The 25,624-nt window shown below is 70.7% G+C and carries 24 protein-coding genes; 19 read left to right on the forward strand and 5 right to left on the reverse strand.

All coding sequences use genetic code 11. The features are described 5' to 3' along the window. Window positions 1-129 precede the first annotated feature (129 nt). Window positions 130-1,449, reverse strand: a complete 1,320-nt coding sequence (gene ahcY, locus DXK32_RS21055; protein WP_114860293.1) for an adenosylhomocysteinase — start codon at window positions 1,447-1,449, stop codon at window positions 130-132. 219 nt (window positions 1,450-1,668) lie between these two features. Between ahcY and DXK32_RS21060 the strand changes: the two genes are divergently transcribed. From DXK32_RS21060 to DXK32_RS21095, 8 genes are all read left to right on the forward strand, one after another. After that, complete coding sequence (locus tag DXK32_RS21060) at window positions 1,669-2,427, forward strand: phosphatase PAP2 family protein (RefSeq protein WP_205215784.1); 759 nt, start codon at window positions 1,669-1,671, stop codon at window positions 2,425-2,427. Between the two features lie 53 nt (window positions 2,428-2,480). Continuing rightward, entirely contained in the window at window positions 2,481-3,071 is a 591-nt protein-coding gene (locus tag DXK32_RS21065; protein WP_247877264.1) for a hypothetical protein, read from the forward strand. A 21-nt stretch (window positions 3,072-3,092) separates the two neighbouring features. After that, a complete protein-coding gene (locus tag DXK32_RS21070; protein ID WP_114860294.1) occupies window positions 3,093-3,464 on the forward strand; it encodes a hypothetical protein in 372 nt (123 codons plus the stop codon). Window positions 3,465-3,583: 119 nt separating this feature from the next. Beyond that, window positions 3,584-5,131: a glycosyl transferase family protein gene (locus DXK32_RS21075; RefSeq protein WP_114860295.1), complete on the forward strand. Its 1,548-nt coding sequence runs from the start codon at window positions 3,584-3,586 to the stop codon at window positions 5,129-5,131. Between the two features lie 370 nt (window positions 5,132-5,501). Next, window positions 5,502-7,805, forward strand: coding sequence for a TonB-dependent receptor (locus DXK32_RS21080; protein ID WP_114860296.1), 2,304 nt, complete (start codon window positions 5,502-5,504; stop codon window positions 7,803-7,805). Between the two features lie 204 nt (window positions 7,806-8,009). Next, window positions 8,010-8,696: a Fe2+-dependent dioxygenase gene (locus DXK32_RS21085; protein WP_114860297.1), complete on the forward strand. Its 687-nt coding sequence runs from the start codon at window positions 8,010-8,012 to the stop codon at window positions 8,694-8,696. After that, a complete protein-coding gene (locus tag DXK32_RS21090) occupies window positions 8,696-9,367 on the forward strand; it encodes a tetratricopeptide repeat protein (protein WP_247877265.1) in 672 nt (223 codons plus the stop codon). The genes DXK32_RS21085 and DXK32_RS21090 overlap by 1 nt, the downstream gene beginning before the upstream one ends. Window positions 9,368-9,507: 140 nt before the next feature. Further along, a complete protein-coding gene (locus DXK32_RS21095; RefSeq protein WP_114860298.1) occupies window positions 9,508-10,596 on the forward strand; it encodes an alpha-hydroxy acid oxidase in 1,089 nt (362 codons plus the stop codon). A gap of 6 nt (window positions 10,597-10,602) precedes the next feature. On the opposite strand, the gene DXK32_RS21100 is transcribed toward DXK32_RS21095, so the two are convergent. From DXK32_RS21100 to DXK32_RS21115, 4 genes are read right to left on the reverse strand one after another with little or no spacing between them, the layout of a single operon-like run. Further along, the gene (locus DXK32_RS21100) at window positions 10,603-11,361 is read right to left on the reverse strand and encodes an iron ABC transporter ATP-binding protein (RefSeq protein WP_114860299.1); all 759 of its coding nucleotides are present in this window, start codon (window positions 11,359-11,361) and stop codon (window positions 10,603-10,605) included. Then, complete coding sequence (locus tag DXK32_RS21105) at window positions 11,358-12,341, reverse strand: iron chelate uptake ABC transporter family permease subunit (protein WP_114860300.1); 984 nt, start codon at window positions 12,339-12,341, stop codon at window positions 11,358-11,360. The genes DXK32_RS21100 and DXK32_RS21105 overlap by 4 nt, the downstream gene beginning before the upstream one ends. Next, on the reverse strand, window positions 12,331-13,308 hold the full coding sequence (locus DXK32_RS21110; protein WP_205215785.1) for an ABC transporter permease: 978 nt from the start codon (window positions 13,306-13,308) through the stop codon (window positions 12,331-12,333). Before DXK32_RS21110 ends, DXK32_RS21105 begins: the two co-directional genes overlap by 11 nt. A gap of 3 nt (window positions 13,309-13,311) precedes the next feature. Beyond that, entirely contained in the window at window positions 13,312-14,241 is a 930-nt protein-coding gene (locus DXK32_RS21115) for a siderophore ABC transporter substrate-binding protein (protein WP_114860301.1), read from the reverse strand. Window positions 14,242-14,482: 241 nt separating this feature from the next. Here DXK32_RS21115 and DXK32_RS21120 point away from each other — a divergent pair, with 241 nt between their 5' ends. The 11 genes from DXK32_RS21120 to DXK32_RS21170 all read left to right on the forward strand — a co-directional run bounded on the left by DXK32_RS21120 (window position 14,483) and on the right by DXK32_RS21170 (window position 25,588). Next, entirely contained in the window at window positions 14,483-15,112 is a 630-nt protein-coding gene (locus DXK32_RS21120) for a PadR family transcriptional regulator (protein ID WP_247877266.1), read from the forward strand. Window positions 15,113-15,167: 55 nt separating this feature from the next. Then, the gene (locus DXK32_RS21125) at window positions 15,168-15,494 is read left to right on the forward strand and encodes a DUF2218 domain-containing protein (protein ID WP_114860302.1); all 327 of its coding nucleotides are present in this window, start codon (window positions 15,168-15,170) and stop codon (window positions 15,492-15,494) included. Window positions 15,495-15,640: 146 nt separating this feature from the next. After that, entirely contained in the window at window positions 15,641-17,152 is a 1,512-nt protein-coding gene (locus DXK32_RS21130; RefSeq protein WP_114860303.1) for a bifunctional metallophosphatase/5'-nucleotidase, read from the forward strand. After that, the gene (locus tag DXK32_RS21135; RefSeq protein ID WP_247877267.1) at window positions 17,152-20,205 is read left to right on the forward strand and encodes an ATP-binding protein; all 3,054 of its coding nucleotides are present in this window, start codon (window positions 17,152-17,154) and stop codon (window positions 20,203-20,205) included. The genes DXK32_RS21130 and DXK32_RS21135 overlap by 1 nt, the downstream gene beginning before the upstream one ends. Continuing rightward, window positions 20,202-21,401 carry a sensor histidine kinase gene (locus tag DXK32_RS21140; protein WP_162801292.1) on the forward strand — a complete coding sequence of 400 codons (1,200 nt, stop codon included), beginning with the start codon at window positions 20,202-20,204 and terminating at the stop codon, window positions 21,399-21,401. The genes DXK32_RS21135 and DXK32_RS21140 overlap by 4 nt, the downstream gene beginning before the upstream one ends. 188 nt (window positions 21,402-21,589) lie before the next feature. Further along, window positions 21,590-22,069 carry a hypothetical protein gene (locus tag DXK32_RS21145; RefSeq protein WP_114860306.1) on the forward strand — a complete coding sequence of 160 codons (480 nt, stop codon included), beginning with the start codon at window positions 21,590-21,592 and terminating at the stop codon, window positions 22,067-22,069. A gap of 17 nt (window positions 22,070-22,086) precedes the next feature. Then, on the forward strand, window positions 22,087-22,428 hold the full coding sequence (locus DXK32_RS21150) for a cation transporter (RefSeq protein ID WP_114860336.1): 342 nt from the start codon (window positions 22,087-22,089) through the stop codon (window positions 22,426-22,428). Then, the gene (locus DXK32_RS21155; RefSeq protein ID WP_114860307.1) at window positions 22,425-22,790 is read left to right on the forward strand and encodes a hypothetical protein; all 366 of its coding nucleotides are present in this window, start codon (window positions 22,425-22,427) and stop codon (window positions 22,788-22,790) included. The genes DXK32_RS21150 and DXK32_RS21155 overlap by 4 nt, the downstream gene beginning before the upstream one ends. Then, a complete protein-coding gene (locus tag DXK32_RS21160; RefSeq protein WP_114860308.1) occupies window positions 22,787-23,131 on the forward strand; it encodes a hypothetical protein in 345 nt (114 codons plus the stop codon). The genes DXK32_RS21155 and DXK32_RS21160 overlap by 4 nt, the downstream gene beginning before the upstream one ends. After that, on the forward strand, window positions 23,124-23,486 hold the full coding sequence (locus DXK32_RS21165) for a YtxH domain-containing protein (protein WP_114860309.1): 363 nt from the start codon (window positions 23,124-23,126) through the stop codon (window positions 23,484-23,486). The genes DXK32_RS21160 and DXK32_RS21165 overlap by 8 nt, the downstream gene beginning before the upstream one ends. Further along, entirely contained in the window at window positions 23,483-25,588 is a 2,106-nt protein-coding gene (locus DXK32_RS21170; protein ID WP_114860310.1) for a heavy metal translocating P-type ATPase, read from the forward strand. The genes DXK32_RS21165 and DXK32_RS21170 overlap by 4 nt, the downstream gene beginning before the upstream one ends. The last annotated feature ends 36 nt before the right edge of the window (window positions 25,589-25,624 follow it).

Consider the following 25,624-nt stretch of genomic DNA (forward strand, 5'->3'; position numbering starts at 1 on the left):
GAAGCGGGGGAGGGAAGGGGCCCGCGGCGAAGCCGTGGGAAGGGTGGGGGCAACCACCTCCAGCACCCCCAAACACAAAAAGGGCCGCCCATTGGGCGGCCCTTTCCGTTCCGATCCGTCCGGACCCGCTTAGTAGCGGTAGTGGTCCGGCTTGAACGGGCCTTCGACCTTCACGCCGATGTACTCGGCCTGCTTGGCGGAGAGCGTGGTCAGCTTGGCGCCGATCTTGTCCAGATGCAGGCGGGCGACCTTCTCGTCCAGGTGCTTCGGCAGGACGTAGACCTTGTTCTCGTAGCTGGCGGCGTTGGTCCACAGCTCGATCTGGGCCAGCACCTGGTTGGTGAAGCTGGCGCTCATCACGAAGCTCGGGTGGCCGGTGGCGCAGCCCAGGTTCACGAGACGGCCCTGGGCCAGGACGATCAGGCGCTTGCCGTCGGGGAAGACGACCTCGTCAACCTGCGGCTTGACCTCTTCCCACTTGTAGTTGCGAAGGGCCTCGATCTGGATCTCGCTGTCGAAGTGGCCGATGTTGCAGACGATGGCGCGGTCCTTCATGGCGCGCATGTGGTCCAGCGTGATCACATCGACGTTGCCGGTCGCGGTGACGAAGATGTCGCCCTGCGGCGCGGCCTCGTCCATGGTCACGACCTGATAGCCTTCCATGGCGGCCTGGAGCGCGGTGATCGGGTCGATCTCCGTCACCAGAACGCGCGCGCCCTGCGAGCGCAGCGAGGCGGCCGAGCCCTTGCCCACGTCGCCGTAGCCGGCGACCACGGCGACCTTGCCGGCCACCATCACGTCGGTGGCGCGCTTGATGCCGTCGACCAGCGACTCGCGGCAGCCGTAGAGGTTGTCGAACTTCGACTTGGTGACGCTGTCGTTCACGTTGATGGCCGGAACCTTCAGCGTGCCCTTCTTCATCATCTCATAGAGACGGTGGACGCCGGTGGTGGTCTCCTCCGACAGGCCGCGGACCTCGGCCAGCATCTCCGGATACTTGTCGTGCATGATCTGGGTGACGTCGCCGCCGTCGTCCAGGATCATGTTCGGCACCCAGCCGGCATACTCACCGGTGGCCGGACCGCGCAGGGTCTGCTCGATGCACCACCAGAACTCCTCCTCCGTCTCGCCCTTCCAGGCGAAGACCGGGATGCCGGCGGCGGCGATGGCGGCGGCGGCCTGGTCCTGGGTCGAGAAGATGTTGCAGGACGACCAGCGGACGGTCGCGCCGAGAGCGGTCAGCGTCTCGATCAGCACGGCGGTCTGGATGGTCATGTGCAGGCAGCCGACGATGCGGGCGCCGGCCAGCGGCTTCGTCTCGCCGAACTCCGCGCGCAGCGCCATCAGGCCGGGCATCTCGGTCTCGGCGATGGTGATTTCCTTGCGGCCCCACTCGGCGAGGCTGATGTCCTTGACCTTGAAGTCGGTGAAGTTGGCGGGCGCGGCCATCGGGGGGTCTCCTGCGCGGCTGTTTGCGGGACAGCAATGAAAAAGGGGCGGGCGCACCGGCCCGCTGTGGCGCTGGTGTAGCAGCGCATTCGGAACCCCGCAAGCATAAAGATATCTTTATGTTTGCGGGCCGGTGGTTCGGCGGCGCCTGCGCCGTCCCGGCGGACCTTTTCTCCGGAGGCCGGCGTTCCCATAACCGGTCTGCGATCGACGGGAGGCATGGGACGGACGATGGCGTTGGCAGGATTGAGGGCACCCGGCTTCTGGACGAGGCTCGGCCGGCACGAGTTGCGGCTTCTTGTCGGCATGGCGGTCAGCGCCGGGCTGATCCTGGCCTTCGCCCTGCTGGCCGGCGAGGTGATCGAGGGCGAGACGGCGGCCTTCGACCGCGCGGTGCTGCTGGCGCTGCGGGTGACCGGCGATCCGGCGACGCCGCTGGGGCCGCCCTGGCTTCACAACGCGGCGCGCGACGTCACGGCGCTGGGCAGCATCACCGTGCTGTCGCTGATCACCGCGGTGACGGTGGGGTTCCTGCTGCTTCGCGGCAAGCGCGGGGCGTCGCTGCTCGTGCTGCTGTCGGTCGGCGGCGGCATGGCCATCAGCAGCCTGCTGAAGAATCAGATCGGGCGGGAGCGTCCGGATGTCGTTCCCCATGGCGACATCGTCTTCACCGCCAGCTTTCCCAGCGGCCATTCGTTGCTGTCGGCGGTCGTCTTCCTGACGCTGGGCGCCATGCTGGCGCGCTTCGTCGAGGGGCGGCGGCAGAAGGCCTATGTGCTCGTGGTCGCGATGGCGGTGACCCTGCTGGTCGGTTGCAGCCGCGTCTATCTGGGCGTCCATTGGCCGACCGACGTCCTGGCGGGCTGGTGCGTCGGGGCGGGCTGGGCCGCGCTGTGCTGGCTCGTCGCCCTGTGGCTGCAAAGACGCGGTGCCGTCGAACCGGAGGATGAGTCCGGAACGGTGCCGGATCGCACTTGACCCCGCCCGGCCTCAGCCGATATTTCGGGTGATCCCGCCGATCAACCCACAGCATGTCGATGCCCGAAGGCACTTTGGACCGTGAAACCCTGCAAGCCGTCGGCGTGCTGAAGCGCGCGGTGGACGAGGCGCGGGTGCCGGGCGTGCTGGAGTTCCGGCTGCTGTCCAGCGCGCTGGACCGCACGCTGGAAACCGAAGACCTGCATGAACTGAACGAGGCCAAGCGCGTTTACGAAACGCTGGACGGCGAATGCCGGACGCTGGTCGTCGAGCGCGCCACCAGCCTCGCCCACGCCGAGGCCGCCGAACGGCGGGCGCCGCATGAGGAGGTGGAGGCCGTGATCGCTTCCGTCGCCGCGGCGAAGCCGCAACCTCCGGCGTCGTCGCCTTCGGCGCCACCGGCCGGGCCTCCGCCCGGCCTGCGCGGCGGCCGGACGATGCGTCCGGCCACCGGCTTCCTCGCGGCGCTGAACGGCGTGCGCTCCGCCTCGCGGAGCCGTCCGCCCGACCAGCGGACGGAGGATGGGACGCCCGACAGCCGCGTCACCGCGAAGTCGCGTCTGATGGCGGCGGTGGAGGAGCGGCGCGAGAACGACCAGGGCGCGCGGTTCCAGTCCGGCGGTCCGGTGACGGACAGCGATTGATTGACAGAGGGTGTGCACAGAATGACAGCGTTCAGGGTCGGGGATCAGGTGACGATCCACAACAGCCAGACCGGCCCGGAGAGGATCGCCACGGTCGACGCCTTCACCGAGGGCAACCGCTGCATGGTGCTGTCCGACGGCACCAAATGGCGGGCGGACGGGCAGCGCCAATGGCGCGTCGGCAGCGGCTACTACAAGGGGCCGGTGGTCGAGCGGACGCGGCCCGGCGACATCGAGATCGTGACCCGGCGCCGCGCCATCGGCGTGATCCGCAAGTTCGCCCAGGACCTGAACATGGACAGCCCGTTCGACGCCGCGGCGCTGACCCGCATCGTCGAGCGGATCCAGGCCGAGCAGGCCGCGGCTCCCAAGCCCGAAGCGTCCGAGGACTGAGTTTCCGAAGCGTCCGCCCCCTTCCTTCGCGGGAAAGAGGGGGAGCGCCGTGCGTGTTGCGTTGCGATGCGAATGCGTATCAATATCATGACAGGCATTCGCATTCGGGCTGAAAACACATGACGGTCAAGAGGAAGGGCGGGGAATCCCATCCTGCGTTGGTGCCGGCGTTGGCACCCGAGGCATCCGGGTCGGGTCGGGCCGCCCTCGGCACCGCGCAGGAGAGCCGGCTGTCGCGCGGCCGTCTGGTCGCCGCGCTGGACGCGCTGCTGTCGAAACGGAACGTCACGCTGGCCGCCCGCGACCTCGGGCTTCAGACTTCGGCGCTCAGCCGGCTTCTGGCGCAGATGCGCGAGGAGTTCGGCGATCCCCTGTTCATCCGCTCGGGCCGTGGTCTGGTGCCGACGCCCTTCGCCGAAGCGCTGCGTCCGCGCGTGCAGGCGCTGGCCCGCGGGATCGACGCCCTGTTCGAACCGTCGATGGAACGCCCGGCGCCCGACGAAACCTTCGATCCCCGCTGGAACGTGCCGACCGCCATCGACGCGCCGCCGCTCCGCGTCCGGCCCGCCGGCCTGCTGGAGGGGCAGCCGTCCCCGGCCCAGATCGACGCCAAGCTGGACGGGATCGCGCCGGACGCTCCCGCGCAGGACCGTCTGGCCCGTCACATCGGCGTGCTGGGCGTCGCCGGCGGCGGCCACGGGCGCCCGCTGACCGCCGAGGAGGCGGAGGAGGCGATGACCATCATCCTGGCGGGCGAGGCCGATCCGGTCCAGGTCGGCGCGCTTCTCGGCATGATGCGGATGCGCGGCTCGACCGCGCCGGAACTGGCCGGGATGGTGCGGGCGATGCGGGCGCACGTCGCCGCCGGGCTGGGGCGGACGATCCAGGCGGACATCGACTGGCCCTGCTTCACCTCGCCCAACTACCACAACCCGCCCTGGTTCTTCCACGCGGCGCGGCTGGTCGCGCAGGCCGGCCACCGGGTGCTGCTGCATGGCAGCACGGGCTGCAGCGCGGCGTCCGGCCGGTACGAGTTCATCGCGCCCACCGTGGGCATCCCGGTCTGCAGCAACGCGCGGGAGATCGCGGCGGCGCTGGCGGGGCCGCGGATCGCCTACGCGCCGCTGGCCGCCCTGTCGCCGCAGATCTACCGGCTGATCGGGCTGCACCGGCTGACCCAGACCCGCTCCGCCGTGTTCGAGGCGGTGCATCTGCTGAAGCCGTCCAAGGCCAAGACCTCCCTGCTGGGCGCGGCCAAGCCGACCTACCGCGAACTGCACCGCGACGCCGCCCGTATCCTCGGCTGGAAGCACATGGCCGTGCTGGGCAGCGTGCGCGACGTCGCCCAGTTCACCCCCTTCCGCTCCTCCTCCATCCACCGGCTGGTCAACGGCGAGGCGGAGGACCTCATCCTGCCCGCCTGCATGGACGAACCGCCGCCGACGCCGCGCCCGCGCGGCACCAGCCTGGAATACTGGCAGGGGGTATGGACCGGAGCGGTGCGCGACGCGCGGGCCGAGCGGATCATCATCGGCACCGCGGCCTTCGCCCTGTTCGCCCTTCCCGGCGCCACCGGACCGGCCTTCGCCGACGCCCTGCGGCTGGCCGAGCAGCTCTGGAAGGCCCGCCTCGGCCAGACGGCGCCGGCCGCGCGGATTCCAGGCTGACGTACAAAAGACGTTCGAGCCGCACCCGATCTGCATATTGAGAATAATTCTTATTATCTGCGTTGCTGTTCTGCAACAGTCCGGTCCCGCCCATCCCGCCAGGGGCCTTCGAAAGCCCTTGAACAGGCGTTTTAAATCATTGGAACACCAATGAAAAAGAGCTTTCTCCGGGGTGCCGGGCGCGCCGCCGGAGAGACCGTCATGGGGGGCCGGCGAAGAACATATCCCTGCATGCGCTGGGGCTGAACAACGGTGATTTTGCAATTTAGAATTATTCTGAATGATCGTCGTTGAAGGGGCCGCCACCCCGCTTGGTAGATAGCCGCCGCTGATCGGCGCATCCGCCACGACGATTTTTCGGGAGAGCCCCATGTTGCAATCGAATGTCCCCGACCGCCTCCGACCCATCATCGCCGGCGCCGCCGCGACGGCGGGGCTGGCGATGTCCTTCTCCACCCTGGCGACGGTGGCCGAGGCTCAGACGGCCGGATCGGGGGCCGGGTCCGGCGCGGGCACCACGCCGGGCACCGCGGCCGGTGACGCCACCGTCCTCGACCCGGTGCGGGTGGGCGCCGACCGTCCGGCCGACAGCGGGAACGTGAACGCCAAGCCCACCGGCATCTCCCGCCTGCCCGACACGGTCAAGGACACGCCCCGCGTCGTCAACGTCGTCCCGGAAGAGATCATCGAGCAGCAGCGCGCCACGACCCTGGAGCAGGTCCTGCGCAACGTCCCCGGCATCACCATCTCGACCGGCGAGGGCAACGGCGGCCAGAACGGCGACCAGTTCCGCATCCGCGGCCTGACCGCCCGCGGCGACATCTACACCGACGGCCTGAAGGACTTCGGCGTCTACACCCACGACGTCTTCAACACCGAGACGGTGCAGGTCTTCAAGGGCCCGTCGGGCAACGGCTTCGGTGTCGGCAACTCCGGCGGCGTCATCAACCAGGGCACCAAGAAGGCCGGGCTGGACAAGCGCTACAAGGTCGAGCAGTCGGTCGGCTCCGGCCCCACCTACCGCACCACGGTGGACGTGAACCAGCCGATCAACGAGACGACGGCGCTGCGCGTCAACGGCCTGTACCACGACCAGGACGTCGCCGACCGTGACGAGGTCGAGGCCAAGCGCAAGGGCATCGCCGCCGACCTCGGCGTCGGGCTGGGCACCCCGACGACCTGGCACCTGAACTACTCCTACCTCGACGGCGACAAGATCCCGGACATGGGCGTGCCGATGATCCGCGGCCGCGACGGCACCTTCCGTCCGGCGCCCGAGTTCGGGCTCGACCGGTCCACGTCCTATGTGCGCAACCAGGACCGCGACGACACCAAGAACCACGTGGTGACCTCGACCCTGTCCCACGAGGTCGGCAAGACCCTGTCCTTCTACAACGACAGCCGCTACAGCCATTACGAGCGCGACTTCGTCTCCACCGCCCCGGCGGCGCTGACCGCGGCCAGCAGCACCCTCTTCCTGAACGGCGGCAACCCGGTGATCGCCTACGGCGCCGGCGGCGGCCTCGCCTTCAAGCAGAAGGGCTGGGGCGTCCAGAACGTCGCGGGCGCCAAGGCGGAGGGCACCTTCCTCGGCCTCTACCACAAGGTCAACGGCGGGCTGGACCTCAGCTACCAGAAGGACGAGCGGCGCGGCGGCAGCTGGGTCAACCGCGCCAACACCCAGACCATCCGCAACCCCGGCCACAGCTACCCGGCCAACGCCTTCCTCACCTACCCGGCGACCGGCGTGCGTGAATCGAGCGTCGCCAACACCGGCCTGTTCGTCACCGACCGGGTGTGGCTGTTCGACCAGCTTTCGGTGCAGGGCGGCCTGCGCTGGGATTACTTCCGCAGCACCTTCCGCGCCTCCGACCCGACGGTGGCGGGCGGCAGCGCCAGCACCCGGACGCTCAGCCCGTCGGCCAGCCTGATCTACGAGCCGACCAAGGACGCGTCGCTGTATGTCTCCTACGCGCGCTCCAACAAGCCGATCGGCGTGGACATCGCCGCGCAGCTCACCAACGGCACGGCGGAGACCCCGCGCGACGGGCGTGACTTCGACCCGGAGAAGACCGACCTCTACGAGATCGGCGGCAAGGCCGACTTCTTCGGCGGGCGGCTGGGCCTGAACGGCGCCCTGTTCCAGATCGAGAAGAGCAACACCTACTCGGTCGATCCGGCCACCGGCACGGTCACCGACGGCTTCTCCGAGGCCGGTCTCGGCACCCGCATCCGCGGCTTCGAGGCCGGGGTGAGCGGCAAGCTGGTCGAGGGCTGGAGCGTCTACGCCAGCTACGCCTACCTCGACGGTGAGATCAAGGAGTCGCGGACCAACGCCGCGGTCGTCGGCAACGAGGCCCCGAACGTTCCGAAGCACAACGCCAGCCTGTGGTCGACCTACGAGTTCGCCCCCGGCGTCGTGCCCGGCAAGGTCATGGTCGGTGGCGGCATCCAGTACGCCTCGGAATATTGGGCCGACAGCGCCAACACGGGCCGCGTGCCGGAGACGGTCTCGCTGGACAGCGTGGTGTCCTACGAGATCAACAACCTGTCCCTGGCGCTCAACGCCTACAACCTGACCGACCACCGCAACTACGCCTCGGCCTTCAACGCCTCGCGCGCGGTTCCGGCCTCGGGCCGCACCTTCATGCTGACCGCCGGCGTCACCTTCTGATCCCAGCCTTCTTCTATGTATAGGGCTTTTCCGCCTAGCCCTCTCCCCTCTGGGGAGAGGGTGGCCCGAAGGGCCGGTGAGGGGGTTGCGCTTTTGCCGGACGTTCCGCCACGCGCAACCCCCTCACCCTAACCCTCTCCCCAGAGGGGAGAGGGGACAAGCGGTGGGATCGCCCTGTCTTCTTCTGCAAAAGGATTCCTCCCCGTGCTTCTGCAAATCCCCGACGTTCTGACCGCCGACGAGGTCGCCCACTGCCGCGCCGTGCTGGAGGCGTCGCCCTGGGTCGATGGCCGCGTCACCGCGGGCTCCCAGGCGGTGCTGGCCAAGAACAACCTGCAGATCCCGGAGGAGAGCGACACCGCCCGCGAGCTGGGCGTGGTCATCCTGAAGGCGCTGGGGCGCAACCCGGCCTTCAACTCCGCGGCCCTGCCGCTGCGCGTCTTGCCGCCCATGTTCAACCGCTACGATTTGGACATGACCTACGGCAACCATGTGGACAACGCCATCCGGGCCATTCCGGGCACCGGCGGCCTGCGCCTGCGGGCCGACGTCTCCACCACGATCTTCCTCAGCGATCCCGGCGAGTATGACGGTGGCGATCTGGTCGTCGAGGACACCTACGGCACCAAGGGCGTGAAGCTGCCGGCGGGGCACGCCGTGGTCTACCCGTCCAGCAGCCTGCACCGGGTGACCCCGGTGACGCGCGGCTCGCGCTGGGCCTCCTTCTTCTTCACGCAGTCGCTGGTCAAGGACGACGGGCTGCGGGCGATGCTCTACGACCTCGACGTCGCGATCATCGACCTGCGCCGGGAACTGAGCGATCAACACCCGTCCGTGCTGGCCCTGGTCAACCACTATCACAACCTGCTGCGGCGCTGGGCGGAGGTGTGATGGACGGGATCACTGCCTGTTCCACGGAAGGGCTGGGCATCATCGACGTGCAGCTCGCCCTGGGTCAGCGGTGCCTCGACCGCGGCGGGGCTGAGCGGGCGCGGGCGGTGGAGTGGTTCCGCATCGCCGCCCGCAGCGGCGACGCCCGCGCCGTCAACATGCTGGGCCGCTGCCACGAGCACGGTTGGGGCGTGCCCGCCGACCCCGCCCTGGCCGCCGCCCATTACCGCCGGGCCGCCGAGTTGGGCGACGCCTGGGCGCTGTTCAATCTGGCCGATCTGCATTGCCGCGGTGTCGGCGTTCCGGCGGACGACGCCGAAGCTTACCGGCTCTACGCCGCCGCGGCCCGCCGGGGCAACGTGAAGGCGCTGAACATGCTGGGCTTGCTCCACGAGGCCGGGCGTGCGGTGGCCGAGGACGGGGCGGGCGCCCGTCAACTCTTCCAGGCCGCCGCCGAGGGCGGGGATTGCTGGGGCCGCTTCAACCATGCCCGGCTGCTGCTCCAGGACGGGCGGACGGAGGAGGCGCTGGCGTGGTTCGCGCGGGCGCTGGAAACCGGCTTCCCCGACTTTTACCGTGGCATGGCCGCCGCCCTGGCCGACCAGCCCGACCCGCGCCTGCGCGCGTTGGCGCGACGGGCGGGCGCGTTGGCGGAGGGCCGTTCTTCATAGCCCTCTCCCCTCCGGGGAGAGGGTGGCCCGTAGGGCCGGTGAGGGGGATGCGCGTGGTGGGACGTCCGGCAAAAGCGCAACCCCCTCACCCTAACCCTCTCCCCAGAGGGGAGAGGGAATGTTGCTTAAGGATTCTTGAAATGAGCGTTCCCGCCGACACCGTCTCGCTCCACGACTACGAGCGCCACTTCACCGCCCGCGTCGATGCGGCGACCCGCGCCTACATCGCCGGGACCGGGGCGGACGGCATCACCCGGCAGGCCAACCGCGACGCCTACGACCGGATGCGCCTGATGCCGCGGGCGTTGCGCGACCTGTCGCAGGCCAGCGCCTCGACGACCCTGTTCGGGCAAGCCATGCCCTATCCCATCCTGATCGCGCCGATGGCCTTCCACCGGCTGGTCCATCGCGACGGGGAGCGGGCGACCGCGCAGGCGGCGGGCCTCACCGGCACCTGGATGACCGTCAGCACCCAGTCCAGCGTGACGCTGGAGGAGGTCGCGGCGGCGGCCGGCGGGCCGCTGTGGTTCCAGCTCTACACCCAACCCCGGCCGGAGGACACGCTGGCCCTGGTGCGGCGGGCGGAGGCCGCGGGCTACCGCGCGCTGGTGCTGACGGTGGACGCGCCGGTCAGCGGCTTGCGCAACATCGAACAGCGCGCCGGTTTCCGCCTGCCCGACGGCATCGCGCCGGTCAATCTGGCCGGGCTGGCGCCGGACCCTTTCACCCCGTCGCGGCCCGGCAGCCCGGTCTTCCAGGGCATGCTGCACGCCGCGGCCACCTGGGACACGGTGCGCTGGCTGTGCGCCGGGACGCGGCTGCCGGTGCTGCTGAAAGGGATCATGAACCCCGACGACGTCGACCCCGCCATCGCGGCCGGGGCGGCGGGGATCATCGTGTCGAACCATGGCGGGCGGACGCTCGACACGCTGCCCGCGGTGGCGGAGGTGCTGCCGCTGGTCGCCGCCCGCGCGGCGGGCCGCCTGCCCATCCTGGCGGACGGCGGCATCCGGCGCGGCACCGACGTCCTGAAGGCGCTGGCGCTGGGCGCCGACGCGGTGCTGGTGGGCCAGCCGGTGCTGCACGCCCTGGCGGTCGGCGGCATGGCGGGGGTGGCGCACATGCTGACCATCCTGCAGACCGAGCTGGAGGTTGCCATGGCGTTGAGCGGGCGGGCGCGGCTGGCCGACATCGACCGTTCGGTGATCTTCGACCCGCCGCGCTTCTAAAAGACTCTATTGATAATACAGCGCGATGCGCTGGCCGGCGTTCTCCATCACCTGGGCCTCGACGCCGTAAACGTCGCGGATGACCTCGGGGGTGATGATGACCTCCGGCGGCCCCTGGTGCACCACCCGGCCGTCGCGCATCGCGACGATGCGGTCGGAGTAGCAGGAGGCGAAGTTGATGTCGTGCAGCACCAGCACGACGGTCTTGCCGAACGCGTCGGCGGTGCGGCGGAACAGCTTCATCATCGCCACGGCGTGCTTGACGTCGAGGTTGTTCAGCGGCTCGTCGAGCAGGATGTATTCGGTGTCCTGGCACAGCACCATGGCGATGAAGGCGCGCTGGCGCTGGCCGCCCGACAACTCGTCCAGGAAGCGGCCGGCCAGCGGCTCCAGGTCCAGGTAGCGCAGCGCGTTGCGGATGTGCCCGCGGTCGTCCTCGGTCAGGCGGCCCTTGCTGTGCGGGTAGCGGCCGAAGGCGACGAGGTCCTCCACCGTCAGGCGCGACATGATCTGGTTGTCCTGGCGCAGGATGGACAGGCGGCGGGCCAGCACCTCCCCCGGCGTGGTGGTCACGTCCAGCCCGTCGATTTCCACCGTGCCCGAGGACATCGGCAGCAGGCGGCTGATGATCGAGAGCAGCGTCGATTTGCCGGCCCCGTTCGCCCCGATCAGCGAGATCACCCCGCCCGCCGGCAGGGACAGGGACACCCCGTCGACGACGACGGTGCCGTTGTAGCGCTTCGTGATGTTCTTGACGTCGATCATCGGGCCGACCCCCGCACCAGGATGAACAGGAAGGCGAGACCGCCCACGAACTCGATGACGATGCTGAGCGCGGCGTTGTAGCCGAACACCCGCTCCAGCACGAGCTGGCCGGCGACCAGCGTCAGCACGGCGAGCAGCACCGCGGCCGGCAGGATCAGCGCGTGCCGGTGCGAGCGGACCACCAGATAGGCGAGGTTGGCGACCAGCAGCCCGAAGAAGGTGATCGGCCCGACCAGCGCCGTGGACACCGACACCAGGATGGACACCATCACCAGCACCGCCATCACCGCGCGCCGGTGCTCCACGCCGAGGTTGATCGCGGCGTCGCGCCCCAGCGCCAGCACGTCGAAGGTGCGCCGCCACCGCCAGCCGACCAGCGACACCGCCAGAACGACCAGCGCCGACACCGTCAGCAGCTCGACGTCCACCCGGTTGAAGTTGGCGAACAGCCGGTCCTGCACCGTCAGGAACTCGTTGGGGTCGATGATGCGCTGAAGGAAGCTGGTCAGGCTGCGGAACAGCACGCCGAAGACGATGCCGACGAGGAGCAGCAGATGTAGGCTGCGCCGGTTGTCGCCCCGCCCCGCGCCGTTGAACAGCCACCAGTAGAGCAGGCCGGAGAAGACGACCATCGACGCCACCTCCACCCCGAAGCGCAGCCGCGGGTCGAGCGACGCCACCAGACCGCTGCCGAACTGGAAGACCAGCAGCGTCTGGATCATCCGGTAGAGATGGTCGAATCCCATCACCGAGGGGGTGAGGATGCGGTTGTTGGTGATCGTCTGGAACAGGACGGTCGACACGGCGACGGCGTAGCCGACCAGCACCATGGCGGCGATCTTGGTGCCGCGGAAGGCCAGGATGAAGTCCCACTTGCCGCGCGCGCCCAAAGTCATGAACAGCGCGATCGCCAGCAGGGTCAGCGCCGACAGGCCGCCCAGCACGATCGTCGGCGAGAGGATGCGGCGGTCAGCCGGCATGGCCGTTCCTCCGCAGCAGGAGATAGAGGAACAGGGCGCTGCCGATCACTCCCATCATCGTCCCGATCGGGATCTCGTAGGGGTGGATCACCAGCCGCCCGGCGATGTCGCAGGCCAGCACCAGCCCGGCCCCCATCAGCGCGACCCAGGGCAGGGACCCGCGCATGTTGTCGCCGCGGACGAGACTGACGACGTTGGGAACGATCAGCCCGAGGAAAGGGATCATGCCGCAGGTGGCGATCACCGCCGCGGTGGTCATCGACACGATGACCAGCCCCAGCGCCATCACCTTGCGGTGGTCGATGCCCAGGTTGGTGGCGACGTCCCGCCCCATCCCGGCGACGGTGAAGCGGTCCGCCGCCAGATAGGCGACGCCGGTCAGGGCGGCGCTCAGCCACAGCAGCTCGTAGCGGCCGAGCAGGATGGCGGAGAAGTCCCCGGTCTCCCAGCCGCGCACCGACTGGATCAGGTCCTGGCGGTAGGCGATGAATTCGGTCATCGCCGTGATGACCCCGCCCAGCATGATGCCGACCAGCGGCACCACCAGCGGCGAGCGCAGCGGCACCTGCCGCAGGATCGCCAGGAACAGACCCGTCCCGGCCAGCGCGCACAGGCTGGCGACGGCCATGCGCCCGAACACCGGCATCTCCGGCGCCAGCAGCGAGACCATCATCATGCCGAAGATGGCCGATTCCGCGGTGCCGGCGGTGGAGGGCTCGACGAAGCGGTTGCGCACCAGCATCTGGAGGAGCAGGCCCGACACCGCCATGGCGGCGCCGGCCAGGATCAGCGCCAGCGTCCGGGGCAGGCGGCTGACCAGCAGCACCTGGGTGGCCTGGTCCGCGGCCCCGCCACCGAACAACGTCGCCAAGCTCACGTCGCTGACGCCGACGAACAGGCTCCACACGGCCAGCAGGCCGATGCCCACGGTCGCCAGCGGCAGCGTGGCGATTGGCAGGGTCTTCACGGGTCAGGACTTTCGGGACAGCGCCGCGAGGAGGTGGTCCACGTCCTGCTGGAGCGCCTGCAGCCCGCCGCCGACGAGGTACCAGTTGCCGCCGTTCAGATAGACGACCTGGTTCTTCCGCCAGGCGATGGTGCGGCGGACGATGTCGTTGTCGAGGAACTGCCGGGCCGGGGTGCCGTCCTGCCCGATGGCGGCGTCGCGGTCGATCACGAACAGCCAGTCCGGGTTGGTTTCCAGGATGAATTCGAAGGAGATGGCCTGCCCATGGTTGGCGACCTTCAGGTCGGGTGCGGCTGGCTGGATGCCGAACTCCGAGTGCAGGATGCCGAAGCGCGATCCCGGTCCGTAGGCGCTCATCTTGCCGCCGGTGGTCAGCACCAGCAGGCCCTTGCCGGCGTTGCCCGCCACCGTTTTCAACTCGGCGATGGAGGCGCGCAGCCGGTCCAGCCTCCGCTTGACCTCGGCGGTCTTGCCGAAGATGCGGCCCAGCGTCTCGGCGTTGGCGATGGCGCTGTTCAGGAAGTCGGTCTGGTCGGTCGTCATGTCGAGCGTCGGCGCGATGCGCGACAGCTCGGCGTATTTCGGGGCGGAGCGGCCGCCGGCGATGATCAGGCCGGGCTCGGCGGCGTTCACCGCCTCGTAGTCGGGCTCGAACAGCGTGCCGATCTTCGCGTAGGACGGCCCGTCATACTTGGCGAGGTGCGGCGGCTTCAGCCCCGTGGGCACCCCGGCGATCGCCACGCCCAGCGCGTCCAGCGTGTCCAGCGAGGTCATGTCGAAGACCAGGACGGGGTCGAGCTTGGCGGGAAGCCGCGTCTCGCCCTGCGCGTGCCGCACCGTCATGTCCTGGGCGTGACCCGGGACGGGAGCCAGGGCGGCGAGGCCGACCATGGCGGCGGTCATGGCGAGGGCGTGGCGACGGGTCAGCTTCATCCTTGACTCTCCTTCAACTTTGCCGGGACGGCCTATGCCGGAAGGGCGGGCGCACTGTGGTCCGGATTCCTGCGGAACGTCAATGCGAATTCCTCGCATTCGCAGTATGTTGGCTGGGCGTGGCTGAGGACGGCTGCGGTCCCTCTTCCGTCCGGGGAGAGGAAATAAGCGTCTTGGGGACTTGTATCGCGACATGTCACGATATATCTTTGACCTATCGAGATACAGGGGAGCACCCGTCATGAAATTTTTCCCGAATCCCTTCTGCGGCCGGATGCGCCGCCATCACCCCGGCCCGCACGGCGATGGCCCCCACGGAGGCGGTCCCCGTCATGGCGGCGGGCGTCACGCCGCGGAGGGCGGCTGGGGCCATGAGCATCACGAGCGGCGCGGTGGGCGCGGCGGCCGGCGCGGCGTCTTCGAGGCGTCGGAACTGCGGCTGGTCCTGCTGCGGCTGATCGCCGACGAGCCGCGGCACGGCTATGACCTGATCCGCGCCGTCGAGGAGCTGACCGGCGGCGGCTACGTGCCCAGCCCCGGCGTGATCTACCCGACGCTGTCGCTGCTGGAGGAGATGGGCCACATCGCCAAGGCCGACGCCGAGGGCGCGCGCAAGCCCTTCGCCGTGACCCCGGAGGGCACCGCCCAGCTCGCCCAGGACGCGGCCACCGTCGAGGCGCTGTTCGCCCGCCTCGCCGCCCTGGCCACCCGGCGGGCCCACACCGACGGCGCTCCGATCCGCCGCGCCATGGAGAATCTCAAGGCCGTGCTGATGCACCGGCTGGGGCGCGAGGGCGTTGACGCGGACACGGTGCACGCCGCGGTCTCGATCCTCGACGAGGCGGCCCAGCGCATCGAACGGCTTCCCTGAATCACCGGCCTGAATCACCGGCCTGAAAACACCATCACCGCACAGAAGGATCGTCATGAGACACGCCAGCAGCGTCCGCGTCCCGACCCCGAACGGCAGCCGCTACCTCCAGCAGCTCTGCAAGCACTGGGCGCACAATCTGACGGTGGAGTACACGCCGGAGGCGGGGAGCGTCGTCTTCCCGCACAACGCCCGCGGCGCCGATTGGCCGGGCGACGCCACCCTGACGCTCCAGGCCCGGCCGGACGGGCTGGACTGTCGGCTGGACGCCAGCTCCGCCGAGCATCTGGCCGCGCTCAAGGGCGCGCTGGAACGCCATCTCGACCGCTTCGCCTTCCGCGAGGTGCCGCTGGCCTATCCCTGGCAGGACGGGGCGGCCTGATCCGGTTGTTCCTTTGTCCCTTGTTGCAACAGGAGATTTTTTGTCACCGCAATGTTGAGCGGCCTGCATGGATATGCCTTGAACTCCCCCGCCGGAATACGGGAAGAACCATCCTGAAGAAACAGGGATGGCAGGAGGGGGCAACCATGCCGAAGCGCGGCAGTGGTGGGGTGGGGCGTTTTTCCGGCTGGCGGGCCGTCCTGGCCGCCTGCGCCGTCGCGGCGCTCGGCGCCGTCGCGCCGGCCGCGTCGGCGGCGGAACTGTCGATCGTCTTCACCTCGACGATGGCCGACATCGAGCCGGTGGAGGGCGAGGGCGGCCTTGCCAACCTCGCCACGCTGCTGCGCACCAAGCGGGCGGAGGGCAACACGCTGTTCCTGCACGGCGGTGCGTCGCTGACCGCGGGCGTCCTGTCCACCTTCGACCGCGGCGCCCACATGATCGACCTGCTGAACGAGCTTCAGCCCGACATGATGGCGGTGACCAAGCGCGACCTCGGATTCGGCAAGGACGAGCTGACCCTGCGCAGCTACGAGGCGCGCTTTCCCTTCGTCAGCGCCACCACCATCGACCGCAACACCGGCAAGGTGATGGAGGGGCTGGAGCCGTCGGCGCTGCTCGACACGCCGGTGGGCAGGATCGGCGTGGTCTCGGCGATCTCGCCGGAACTGACGGTGCAGTACATCGTGCCGGACATTGAGGTGCGCCCGCCGGCCACCATCGCGGCGGAGGCCCGCGCCCTGCGCGCCCAGGGAGCGAACTATGTGGTCGCCATTCTGGACAACGCCCCGGAGGCCGTGGACGCGTTGCGCGGTGAACCCGCCATCGACGCGCTGCTCCAGCTCTCCGCCACCGGCAAGGATGTGCTGGAGACCGATAAGGGCAAGCTCTTCGGCGTCCACGTCAACGTGAAGGGATCGGCCTTCGTCCTGCGGCTGGACGGCGACGGCAAGGCGCCGCCCGCGCTGGCCGGCGCCGACATCGTGCCGCTCGCCGGGCTGCCGGCGGACCCGGCGATGGAAAAGCGGGTCGGCGTCTATCTGGCCCGGCTGTCGGAGTTGCTGGACATCAACATCGGGACGACGGCGACCGCGCTCGACACCCGCCGCGCCGCGGTGCGCACCGGCGAGAACGCCTTCGCCTCGCTGATCGCCGACGCCATGCGCGGCCATTTCAACACCGACGTCGCCTTCATCAACGGCGGCAACATCCGCGGCAACCGCCAGTACGAGGCGGGGACCGTGCTGACCCGCCGCGACATCCAGCGCGAACTGCCCTTCCGCGACACCATCATCGCCGTGACCCTGCCCGGCAAGGCGCTGCGCGAGGCTCTGGAGGTCAGCGCCGCCGGGGTGGACAACCAGAAGGGCAGCTTCCTCCACCCGTCCAACATGGCGGTGGTCTACGACCTGAAGCAGCCGGCGGGCAGCCGCGTCGTCTCCGTCACGGTGGGCGGCAAGCCGCTCGACCCGGACGCCCGCTATTCGGTGGCCCTGCCCAACTATCTGGCCCAGGGCGGCGACGGCTACGGCATGCTCAAGTCGCCCGGCGCCTCCCCCGGGAGCGGCGGCAAGCTGCTGTGGGAGATCATGGCCCAGCACCTGTCCGACCGCGGGACGGTGTCGCCCCGCATCGACGGCCGCATCACCGAGCGTTGATGACGACGGAGCCAGCCCCGACCGCGCCGATCCCGCGCGCGCCCTTCCGGGGCGGCGTCGGGCGGCGCGTCGGGCTGGGCCTGCTGGTGATGGTGGGGGTGCTGCTGGGCGTGTCGGGTGCGGCGCTCTACGACCTCGCGCAGTTCCGCCACGCCCTGTCGGACCTGTCCAACGGGGCGCTGCCGCGCATCACCACCGGGGCGGTGCTGAACGGCGGCCTGCAGCAGGTGTTGTCGCAGGCGACCCGGCTGGGCGGGGCGACCAGCCACCCCGAGCGGCGGGTCACCCTGGCCGAGCTGACCGCCAACCTGACGGCGGTCACCCGGTCGGCCCAGGCCCTGTCCGACATCGAGGGCGGCGCCACGCTGGCCGGCGTCCTGGGGACCCTCGTCCCGACGCTGGCGGACCTCGACCGGCTGGTCGCCGAGCGCATCGACGCCGCGGCGCGCAGCGACGACGCGCTGGACGAGACCCGCCGCCTGTCGGCGGAGGCCGGCGCGCTGGTTGCCGCCGTGCTGCCGACCCTGCCGGCGGACCGGCTGGGGCCGCTGACCGCCTGGACCAACACCGTCAACCGCGTGCTGAACGAGAGCACCCACGCCGGCAACAGCCGCTTCCAGCGCGAGATCGCCCGCGCCCAGCGGGACGCGGCGGCGGCGTTGTCGGCCCTGCCGGCGCTTCACGCCGGGCTGCCGCCGGAGCAGGCGGAGCGCTTCGCCGCCCTGCACCGGCGGCTGGAGGTGGCGCTGCTCGGCCCCACCGGCCTGCTGCCCAGTCTGATGGAGCGGCAGGCGGCCATCGCCCGCAGCAAGGCGCTGACCAACCAAGTGCTGGTGATGGTCGAGGAGGTCGTGAAGATCGCCCACGCGCTGTTCGAACGGATCAACGCGGCGGCGGCGGACGAGGCGGACGGCCTGTCCGAACTGGCGGCGACGCAGAACCGCATCCTGGTCGGGCTGGGCGCGCTGGGCTTCCTGGTGGCGCTCGGCGTGTATCTGTATCTGCGCCGCTTCCTGACCCTGCGTCTGGTCCGGCTGAACGACGCGGTGCTCGACCGGGTGGAGGGGAGGGAGACGCCGCTGCCCGACGGCGGCACCGACGAGATCGCCACCATCTCCCGTTCGATCCGCCACTTCCTCGACGAGATCGCGCGCCGCCAGCAGCAGGTGGAGGAGGCCCGCCGCCGCGCCGAGGAGGCGTCGCGCGCCAAGGGCGATTTCCTGGCGAACATGAGCCACGAGATCCGCACGCCGATGAACGCCATCCTCGGCCTCAGCCACCTCGCCCTGCGTGCCGGGCCGCCGCCGCGCCAGCGCGGCTACCTGACCCGCATCCGCGCCTCGGCCACGGCGCTGCTGGGGATCATCAACGACATCCTCGACGTCTCGAAGATCGAGGCCGGCATGCTGACTCTGGAGCGCGTGCCCTTCGACCTGTCCGCCGTGCTCGACATGGTGGCCGGCACCGCCGCCCTCTCCGCCGAGGAGAAGGGGCTGGCCTTGCGGCTGGAGATCGCCCCGGACGTGCCCACCGCCCTGCTGGGCGACCCGCTGCGGCTGGGGCAGGTGCTCCTCAACCTCGTCAACAACGCGGTGAAGTTCACCGAGAGCGGCAGCGTGGTTCTCGGCGTGAGCGCCGCGGAGCGAGGGGCGGAGAATGGGGAGACCGAGTTGCGCTTCGCCGTGCGCGACACCGGCATCGGCATGACGGCGGAGCAGGTGGCCCGCCTGTTCCAGCCCTTCGCCCAGGCCGACAGCTCGACCACCCGGCGCTACGGCGGGACCGGGCTGGGGCTGGCGATCAGCCGACGGCTGGCCGTCATGATGGGCGGCGGCATCGTTGTGGACAGCGCCCCCGGTCTGGGCAGCACCTTCCGCTTCACGGTCACGGTCGGCGTGCAGGACGGCGCCGCGACGGCGCTGCCCGCCGCCTTGGCCGATCCGGAGCTTGCGGGCTTGCAGGTGGACGAGCCGCTGCGCGGCCTGCGCGTGCTGGTCGCCGACGACAACGCCGTGAACCGCATGGTCGCGCGCGAGTTGCTGGAGGACGCCGGGCTGGCCGTCACCGCGGTCGGAAGCGGCGGAGAGGCGGTGCGGCTGGCGCTGGAGCCGGGGGCGGGCTACGCCGCGCTGCTGACCGACGTTCAGATGCCGGACATGGACGGCTACGCGGTGGCGCGGGCGATCCGCCGTCATGCGGGTCCCGACCGCCTGCCGATCATCGCCATGACCGCCCACGCCCTGGAGGAGGAGCGGCGGCGCTGCCTGGAGGCGGGCATGGACGACCACATCGCCAAGCCGGTGGAACCGCACCGCCTCGTCGCCGTGCTGAACCGCCGGCTGAGGCCGTTCGGGCGGCGGGAGGCCTCGCCGGTTGCGAAGGGCGTGGAGATCAAGGGCGCGGCGGTGGATGACGGGCTTCCCGTCGGGCTGGAGGGGTTCGACCTCGCCCCGGCGCTGGCGCGGATGAACGGGCGGGCGGGCACGCTGCGCCGGGCGATCCTGGACTTTCTCGACCGCTACGGCGACGCGCCGGTCCGGCTGGAGCATCTGCGCCGCGCGGGAGACGGCCCGGCGCTGGAGCGTTACGCCCATGGGCTGCGCGGCAGCGCCGGAACGGTCGGCGCGATGGCCGCCAGTGCCGCCGCCGCCGCGCTGGAGCGGGCGGCGGGCGGGGAGCGGTGGGACGCGGTGCCGGGGCTCGTGGCCGACCTGTCCGCCGCCCTCGGTCCCGCGCTGGCCTCGGCGGAAACGCTGCGCAGCGTGGAGGTGCCCGTGGAGGTCGCGCCGGACCTTCCGGCGGTTCCTCTCCTCGACCCGGACCTGTTGGACGAGGCGTTGCGGTTGCTGGACGAGGCGTTGCGCAGCGGCAGCCTGTCGGCGGCGGCCCGTTTCGACGCCTTGCGTGGCCTGCTGGCCCGGAGTGGCCATGACGAGGCGGTGGACAAGGTGGGGCGGGCCGTGGAAGCGTTGGATTTCGCCGCGGCCCGCGCGGCGCTGGAACGGCTCACCGCCGCATGGGCCAGGGAACGGGACCGGGAGACGACGCCGTGAGCGGTGGTCACATACTGATCGTCGATGACGACACGGCCAACATCCGGGCGCTCGCCAGCGTGCTGGAGGACCGGCACGAGGTGCGTTTCGCGACCTCCGGCCGCCGCGCGCTGGAGCTGGCCTCCGCCGACCCGCCGGAGCTGGTGCTGCTCGACGTGATGATGCCGGGGCTGGACGGCTACGCGGTGTGCCGGCTGCTGAAGACCGACCCGGCCACCGCCGACGTCCCGGTGATCTTCATCACCTCGCTGTCCAGCCCGGAGGAGGAGGCCTTCGGGCTGGAGACCGGGGCGGTCGATTACGTGACCAAGCCCTTCAGCCCGGCCATCGTGCGCGCCCGCGTCGCCACCCACCTGTCGCTGCGCCGGGCCAACCGCAGCCTGAAGGACGAGAACGAGCATCTGGAGGCGCTGGTCCGCGAGCGCACGCGCAAGCTGGCCCAGGCCCAGCGCGAGAAGATGGCGGCGCTGCGCCAGATGGTCGCCGGCGTGGCCCACGAGATCAACACGCCCATCGGCGTGGCGCTGGGCAGCGCGTCCCACCTCGGCGACCGGGTCGCCGCGATGACGGAGCGGCTGTCCGCCAACCAGCTCCGCCGCGCCGAGCTGGAGCGCTTCCTGGCGAGCGCGGGCGAACTGGCCGCCCTGCTGTCGAGCACCATCGCCCGCGCCGGGGAGATCGTGCGCTGCTTCAAGGGGGTGGCGGCGGATCATGGCGGGCTGCGCCAGAGCATCGCGCTGCGCCCCTTCCTGGAGCAGGTGACGGAGAGCCTGCGCCCGCAGTGGGAGCCGCCGGGGCACCGCATGGCCGTGGACTGCCCCGCCGACCTGCGCATGGTCAGCAACCCGGCGATCCTGTCGGCAGTCCTGGAGCAGCTCGTCCGCAACGCGCTGGAGCACGCCTTTCCGGCGGGGCGGCACGGGCTGGTGACGGTGGCGGCCGCGGCGTCGGGGCCGGACACGGTCCTGCTCTCCGTCGCCGACGACGGCGCCGGCATCGCAGAGGGGACCGCCGGGCGCATCCTGGAGCCCTTCTTCACCACCCGCCGCGGCACCGGCTCGGTCGGGCTGGGCCTGAACATCGTGGACAATCTGGCGTCGGACCGGCTGGGCGGGTCCTTCACCATCGCCTCGCGCTGCGGCGGCGGCACCCTGGCGACCCTGCATCTGCCGGCCCGCACCCCGCCGGATTTGTAGGCGAACCCCGCCCCGTTCCCCACACTTCCTGGGTGAGGACGCGGTTTTTCCGCAACGCGGCCTTGCGTCCGGCGCCTGCGCGAGACGCCGCGGACATGTTTCGCCATTGTGAAATTATGGATATTCTGCGCAACCATGAAGACCCTTGGCCGCGTGGGCGGATCGCGGCTGACGCAGGAGAGCGGGCAATGACCGGACGGACCTCACCCATCGCATCGGCGGTGCCCGGGCGCATCCGCGTGCGCCACCCGCTGCTGCGCCGGACGGACCGCTTCCAGGAGGCGCTGGGCCGGCTGGAGGCTTTGGACGCCATCCGGGTGAGCGGCAGCAACCCGGCGGTGGGCAGCGTCCTGCTGAGCTACGACCCCGCCGCGGTGACGCCGGATGACGCCCGGTCCCAGGTGGAGGCGCTGCTGTCGGCGGTCCTGCATCCCGCGGCGGCTTCCCCGGTGCCGGACGATCCCGTTTCCGCCGCGGAGGTCAAGCCGGCCGCGCCCGAGCGGAAATGGCGGATCAACCGCGCGGCCAAGATCGGAATGATGGGCAGCATGGCGGCGACCCTGGCGGCGCTGGGGGTGGGCAAGCGCGTTCATGCCGGTTTCGGCACGCTGTTCGTCGCCTTCATGCTCGTCCACATGACCGTGCAGCGCAAACGCCTCTTCCAATGACCGACCACGACGCGAGCATGCCCGACGAATTTCTGAGCCGGCTGGCCGCCGCCCTGACCATCGCGCACCACATTCCGGGCCGGGTGCGACTGAAGCTCGACGGCGCCGCGGAGCGCGGTCTGGCGACGCTGGTGGACGACGCCAAAGCGCTTCACCGGGCGCTGACCGGGGCGGAGGGCATCCGCTCCGTCGCGCTGAATCCGCTCGCCCGCTCCTGCACCATCGAATACGACCCCACGGTGATCCCGCCCTCGGCGTGGCCGGATCTGCTGCGCGGGGAAGCCAGCGCGGCGGCCGGGACGCTGCTGCGAATCGCCACCGCCGGCCTCGCGGGCGGTGCGCCGGAAAGGAGACCATGATGCTGCCGCTTCTGACATTCGCGTCCGGCGTGATCGCCGGGGCCATCGGCGTCCGGATGGTGAAAAAGGCCAAGGCCGATCCGATGATCGCCGACCTCAAGGCTGCCGACCTCAAGGCTGCCGATGTGAAGGCCGCCGCCCGCGAGGGCGCCGGCAAGGCCCAGACCGCGGTGCGCGAGGCCGCGGTCAGCGGCTTGCTGGCCATCGAACGGACCTCCGCCGGTCTGCGCTCCCGCCTCGCCACGCCGGCGGAGGAAGCCCCTGCTGAGGCGGCGCTCGCCGAAGCGGAGCCGCCAAAGGATGATGCGGCGGAGCCGGCAAAGGACGAGACGCCGCCCGCCAGCCCGTCGGGGGCCGCGTGAAACGCGGGAAACGGCGCGGCAAGGCGCGGGGCTCCGGCACGCTGGCCGCCGACTTCACGCGCGGCATGGTGGCGACCGGCCTGCTGACCGCCGTCCAGAACCGCTGGGTGACGGGCGCCGAACCCCCCGCGCCGCGCACCATCCTGCGCCACGGCCTGCAGGGCGGTGCGGCGCTGGCCGCCGCCAGCGTCGCCGCCGACGCCCTGCGCACCCGCGACTACGCGCGCCTCGCCCTGGCGGTCGCCGCCGGGGCGGCGGGCGTGGTCATGATCGAACATCTGCTGAATCCGGCGGACGAACCGCCGCAAGAACGGCCGAAAAACGAGGACCCCCATGGCTAAGAAGATCAAGAAGGCGCTCAAGAAGCTGAAGAAGCAGCAGCGCCGGTACGAAGCCGCCATGGCGGCCGGCGGCACGCCCATCGGAGGTGGCATGGGGGCCAACGCGGCGCGGGGGCAGGGGCTTCTCGGCGGGCTGACCGGCCTTCTGCCGTCGCGCCGGTCCGAGCAGTTCCTGGTCGGGCTGCTGGTCGGGGCGGCGGCGGCCTATGTGCTGTCCGACGAGGAGCTGCGCGGCAAGATCGTGAAGTCCGGCCTGAAGCTCTACGGCAACCTCGCCGGCGGCCTCGCCGAGATGAAGGAGCAGATGGCCGACCTCCAGGCCGAGCTGGAGGCGGAACAGGCCGGACCGTTATGAGCGGCCCGCCCTGGTTCCTGCGGCTGGAGCCGGTCCATCGGGTTCCAGGGCGCGTCCGGCTGCGCTACGCCTGCCGTCCCAGCACTCCAACCGACGAGGCGACCCTGCACCGGGTGGTGGAAGCGGTCCCCGGAGTGACGTCGGTGCGGGCGAGCCGCGCCGCACGGTCGCTGGCCGTCCGCTACGATCCGGCGGTGACCGACGTCCCGGCGCTGTGCCGCGCGCTGGCCGCCCTGCCGATTCCCGAACCGGCGCCGTCGGCGCCGATGGCGGAGGGCGGGGAGAATCACGGCGCGACGCTGGTCCGCAGCCTCGCCACGCTGGCCGGTGGCTTCCTGTTGCCCATGCCGCTGCGCCTGCCGCTGTCGCTGGCCGTCGCCCTGCCGATGCTGCGCGAGGGCGTGGCCATCTACGGGCGGGAGGGCGTCAACTCGCACGTGCTGGAAGCGGCGGCGGTGGCGATCTCCCTGGCGCGGCGGGACGTCACCGCGGCCAACACCACCGTCTTCATGCTGGCGCTTGGCGAATACATGGAGGAGTCCATCGCCCGCCGGTCGGACGCGCTGCTGAAGCGGCTGCTGCGCCCGTCGAGCGATCAGGTGTGGCTGCTGCGCGACGGGGTCGAGATCCAGGTGCCCGCCGACACCGTCCTGGTCGGCGACAGCGTGGTCATCGGCGCCGGGACGGTGATCCCGGTGGACGGCACGGTGCTGGGCGGGGAGGCGACCGTCAACGAGGCCGCCATGACCGGCGAGAGCGCCCCGGTGGTCAAGCAGCGCGGCTCCGCCGTCCTCTCCGGCACGCTGATGGAGGAGGGACGGCTGGTCGTCTACGCCGAGCATGTCGGCAGCCACACCGCCGCCGCCCGCATCGCCGATTACGTCGAACAGTCGCTGACCGCCAAGAGCGAGGCGCAGCTCGACGCGGCGCGGCTGGCCGACCGGCTGGTGCCCACGGTGCTGAAGCTGGCCGGCGGCTCCTTCCTGATGACCGGCGACTGGCGCAGCGCCGCCTCGGTGCTCCAGGCCGACTATTCCTGCGCGCTGAAGCTGGCGACCCCGGTGGCCTTCAAGTCGGCCATGTATGGGGCGGGGCAGGCGGGCATCCTGATCAAGGGCGCCAACGCGCTGGAACGGCTGGCCCAGGCCGACACGGTCATCTTCGACAAGACCGGCACGCTGACCACCGGCGACCTTCAGGTGACGGACTCCATCGCTTTCGACCCGACCTTCAGCCCCGACGACCTGATCTGCCTCGCCGCCTCGGTGGAGGAGCATTACTTCCACCCGCTGGCGATGGCCGTGGTCAACGCCGCCAAGGAGACGCACAACCGCCACTTCGACCATCAGGAGGTGAAGTTCATCGTCGCCCACGGGGTGGCCAGCGTGATCGACGGCAAGCGCATCGTCGTCGGTTCCCGCCACTTCATCGAGGACGACGAGGGCATCGACACCACGGCCCACCGCGCGGCCATCGACGCGCTGCACCGCGACGGCAAGACGCTGCTGTTCATCGGCTTCGGCGGGGTGCTGGCCGGCGTGCTGGCGCTGAAGGACAGCCTGCGCGCGGCCAGTGCGGCGACCATCGCGCGGCTGCGGCGGGCCGGGGTGACGCGGGTGCTGATGCTGACCGGCGACCACCACGACCGCGCCGCCGAGCTGGCCGCGGAACTGCGTCTCGACGGCTTCCACGCCGACCTGCTGCCCACCGACAAGGCCCGCATCATCGAGGATCTCAGCCGCGACGGCGCGCGCATCGCCTTCGTCGGCGACGGCATCAACGACGCTCCGGCGCTGGCCGGCGCCCATGTCGGCATCGCCATGCAGAAGGGGGCCGACATCGCGCGGCTGACCGCCGACGTGGCGCTTCTGGAGGACCGGATCGAGCGGGTGGCCGACGCCAAGGAGACGGCGAATGCCGCCATGGCGCTGATCGCCCGCAACTACCGCCTGACCGTCGGGCTGAACAGCGCGATCCTCGGCGCCGCCGCGCTGGGGCTGCTGTCCCCGGTGGGCACCGCGGTGCTGCACAACGGGACGACGATCGGGATTTTGTTGAACGCGCTGCGCCGCGCGCCGGCGGCGGCATTGCCCCCACCCTGACCCTCCCCCGCTGCCGCAGGGGAGGGAATCGGCTCC

Source organism: Azospirillum brasilense, from assembly GCF_003349955.1.
GTDB classification, from domain to species: domain Bacteria; phylum Pseudomonadota; class Alphaproteobacteria; order Azospirillales; family Azospirillaceae; genus Azospirillum; species Azospirillum brasilense_B.